The sequence below is a fragment of the Streptomyces sp. AK010 genome (assembly GCF_014207295.1).
GTDB classification, from domain to species: Bacteria; Actinomycetota; Actinomycetes; order Streptomycetales; family Streptomycetaceae; genus Streptomyces; species Streptomyces massasporeus.
Genome location: NZ_JACHCX010000054.1, coordinates 1 through 4,139, shown reverse-complemented (window position 1 = coordinate 4,139; position 4,139 = coordinate 1). Strand labels below are relative to the sequence as shown.

At 65.7% G+C, this 4,139-nt stretch carries 2 protein-coding genes; both read left to right on the top strand.

Annotated elements, in window-relative coordinates; genetic code table 11:
* Positions 1-867: 867 nt before the first annotated feature.
* Positions 868-1,734 (top strand): hypothetical protein, encoded by an 867-nt coding sequence (locus HDC93_RS37455; protein WP_185015224.1) that lies wholly within the window; start codon positions 868-870, stop codon positions 1,732-1,734.
* Entirely contained in the window at positions 1,731-4,079 is a 2,349-nt protein-coding gene (locus HDC93_RS37450; protein WP_185015223.1) for a caspase family protein, read from the top strand. Before HDC93_RS37455 ends, HDC93_RS37450 begins: the two co-directional genes overlap by 4 nt.
* The last annotated feature ends 60 nt before the right edge of the window (positions 4,080-4,139 follow it).

Below are 4,139 nucleotides of genomic sequence, written 5' to 3'. Positions count from 1 at the left end.
GCGCGCCGTCTCCTCCGGAGACATGACGCGCCGTCACTACGTGACGGAGCGTTGCCGGTCGCTTCGCGACGAAATATGTAACGCCGCTCCGCGACGTTACATTAGCTGACTAGGAGAGCCTAGCCGGCCTCTCGCTTGCCGTTACATAAATCTGCGGAATATTCTTGTCTCTCCTACGCCTTTGAACTGTACGTTCCTCTCAGAAGGTGTTTTGTAGAGACTTGGTCGACTGAAGCGCCCCTCCGGGGCACGCACTCCTCGTCTAAATGTGTACCCATTTTGTAACGCTTACGGTCGGTACATAATTTGCGTAACGGATACTCTCTGTAACTAAAGTACTGGTCTGAACCTCTTGAGAAGCATTCAATGTCTGAAAGGCTGATTAAGGAAACCTCGCCACTTGCTAGAGGGGTTCTTTAATTCACCGGAAAGAAAGCTTCATTTCCTGGTGTACCCGCTCGCGTACATACCCTATCTATTTTCTGATGAGGTGTTGGGAATTCCGTGACCACGGTCGTCAGGGTGAGAATTAAATAACCATGGATCAGTTATATCACCAACAAGTACGTACCGCTGAGGGAAGACGACCACGGCCTGTACGCCGAAATCTCCAGAGGCGCAGACTTGCGCGCCCGCCTGGCTCCGGCCTTTCGGAACATCACCATGGACGAGGCACTCACCAACTCGCCGACTGACGCAGGCGGTACCACAACGACTTCTGACGTTACCCGGGGCCGTCCTGTTCCGGACAACGTCCGTGCCTTGTACGGGACCTGATTACGGCTCGCGCGTTTCAGCTGTTGATCGCCTCGGCAAGGCCTACAGTGCTCGACAAGCACGTTAGGGGCGAGTTCGGGGGCACGGGGCATGGCGCGCGTGGTGGCAGTGCACGGGATCGGCAAGCAGACGCTCGGCGAGGACACGCTCCGCAAGGAGTGGTTGCCGGCCCTCAACGACGGCCTCGCGCGTGCCGGTGCAGATCGGCTCGCCGAGCCAGACGTGGCGATGGCGTTCTATGGCGACCTCTTTCGCACGCAGGGCGAGTTCCTCGCAGTCGGGGACCCTCCCTACACCGCGGCCGACGTCGCCGAGGGATTCGAGCAGGAGTTGCTGCTGGCCTGGTGGTCGGCGGCCGCCGCGAGTGATCCGGCTGTTGTGCCGCCGGGCGCGGACACGCTGGTGTCCACGCCGCGCTCGGTGCAGGCGGCACTGCGGGCCCTGTCTGGCGCGCGGTTCTTCGCCGGTGTCGCGTTGCGGGCGATGGTCTTCGACCTGAAGCAAGTTCACGGCTATCTCACCGATCCGGACCTGCGCGCGCAGGCTCTGGCCCGGGTAGCCGACCAGATCCGCGAGGACACCCGGGTCGTTGTCGCGCACTCACTCGGCTCGGTCGTCGCCTACGAAGCCCTGTGCGCGCGCCCCGGACACCGGGTGGGCGCTCTGGTGACGATCGGCTCTCCCTTGGGCATCCCCAACCTGATCCTGCACCGCCTGCAGCCCCCGCCCCTCGCGCTGGATGGTCCGCCACGCGCAGTGTGGCCTGGCCACGCGGGCCTGGTGTGGACGAATCTCGCCGATGACGGGGACGTCGTTGCCCTGGTGAAGGATCTGCGGCCGGCGTTCGGTGAGGAGGTGCGCTGCGCAATCTTGCACAACGGAGCGCGCGCTCATGATGCGACGGCGTACCTGACGGACGCCCTGTGCGGGCAGGCCATCATGGACGGCCTGGTATGACTGGGCCCACCTCGGGCTCGCAGGAAGGAGAGGGACCCCGCCGCTATCTGATCGCGACCGCTGTCTCCCGCTACCCGAAGTGTGCGGAGTGGGACCGTCCTGGACTGGTCCAGGCCCGTGAACAGATCGTCGAGTTGTTCACCGAGAAGCTCGGCTACCGCCTTCACACCGCGCTCGGCGTAGACCCGACGCGGGTGCAACTGACTGATCAGTTGCGCGCGTTCTGTACCTCGGACGAGCGTCGCGAGGACGATCTCGTCGTGGTCTACCTCTCCGGACACGGCGAGGTCCTTGAGGACGGTAGCGAGCACGTGTTGCTGATGGCCGACACGGACCCAGCCGACGTCACCTACACCGCGCTGCCGACCGCCGATCTAGTGCGGGTGCTGCGCGGCACCCGTATCCGTCGGCTCCTCCTCATCCTGGACACCTGCTACTCCGGGCAGGGCGGCAACGAACTCGCCGCAGCCGCCCTCGAACGGCTCGGCACACAGTGGGGACAGGGAAAGAGCAGCTCGGGGCTGGTCATCATGTCCTCCGCCCAACCCCAGCAACAGGCACAGGCGGGGCTGTTCCCCCGTCTGCTCGGCGAGGCGGTGCGCAGCCAGGCCACGGCCGGCCACGCCCCTACCCACCTGTCGGTGTCCGCAGTCGTGCAGCAGATGAACGACCATGCCGACAAACCCGGCTACCAGCACATCAGCCTTTCCTTGCTCGGGCTCACTGGCGAACCGCCCGACTTCCTCACCAACCCCCGCCACGACATCCGGCTCACCGATGTCGACCTCGCCCTGCAGGACGCCGCCGAGTTCGACGCCTACGCCCTGCAAAGGGAAACGGAGTTCACCTCCCGCCTCCTGGTCCGCGCCATGGGCTACCACGGAGATGCCGCGCAGGGATGGTGGTTCTGTGGCCGTCACCAAGCGCTCGCCGAGGTTGCCGCCTGGCTCAACCAGGAGGATGACGCTCAGGCAGAGATCATTTCCCGCGTTGCTGGGGCGGATGGGAGTCTGCGAGTGGTCACAGCAGGCCCGGGCTCCGGCAAGACGGCAGTACTCGGCCTTCTCGCCGCGCTCGCCATGCCCGAACGCCGTCGCACCGTGCCGGTCGACCAGCTAGGCCTCGATCCCGATTGGATCCCACACGAGGACAGCATCGACGTCGTCATGTACGCCCAGAACCTCACCAATGCCCAAGTGCTGTCCGGCCTCGCGGCTGCGGCGCAGTTCAAGTGCGCGACCCTCGGCGAGTTCCTCAACACCCTCGAACAGCGCAGCGTCGGCCGAGGGAGGCCCTTTACGGTCCTGATCGACGCCCTCGACGAGGCCGCCACCCCCGACACGCTGTGCTCGCACATTGTGCGCCCCCTCATCGAGCACTCCCGCGGGCGCGTCCGCCTCCTCCTCGGCACCCGCCCCTACCTCCTCGACCGACTCGGCATCAGCAGCGACCCAGAGCATCCCGACAGTGTGGTCATCGACCTGGACAGCCCCCGCTACGCCGATCACGAGGCGCTGCTGGCCTACACGATGCGTAACCTCCTGCAAAGCCGCCGCACCTCCCCCTACCGGTCAGCCGACCCCCAGTTGCTCCGGCAGGTCGCCCAGGCCGTCGGAGACGCTGCTGGCGCATCGTTCCTCGTCGCCCGCTTCGCCGCCTACACTCTCGCCTCCGCCGAATCGGTCATCGCAGACCCGGACAGTGCAGGTTGGCGAGCGAGCCTGCCCCGCCATGCCGGGCAAGCCATGCATGACGACCTCACCCGGCGCCTCGGCCCCGAGGCGCAACGCGCCGCGGACCTCTTGCGGCCGCTCGCGTACGCCGAAGGCCAGGGCCTGCCCTGGGAAGGCATCTGGGCCCCCCTCGCGTCCGCTATCTCCGGCCGCACCTACACCGACGAAGACCTGCTGTGGCTACGCCGGAATGCTGGCTCCTACGTCGTTGAAGCCACCGAAAACGGCCGCTCCGCTTATCGCCTCTACCACCAGGCCCTCGCCGAACGCCTCCGCGAAAAAGCCAACGACACAGCAATCCATTCCGCGATCGTCGACACCCTCATCGAGGACGTTCCCTACCGCGGCGACGCCACCCGCGACTGGTCCCGCGCCCACCCCTACACCCTGAACCATCTCGCCACCCACTCTGCTGCCGCACACCGCGTGGACGACCTGCTTGCCATACCCGAATACCTGGTCCACGCCGTCCCGACCAGCCTCACCCCCCACCTCGACGCGGCCGTAGGCCAACAGGCCCGGCTGACCGCAGCGGTCTACCGCACCTCTTTTGACTGGCACGTTGCAGCCCCCGTCCCAGTGAGACCCGTGCATCGTGAAACGTGCAGGTGAGGTGCGCTGGTGTGCGGGCGAGTTGCCGTGCTCGTGCCGGTCGGTGGCGGGTGTCCATGG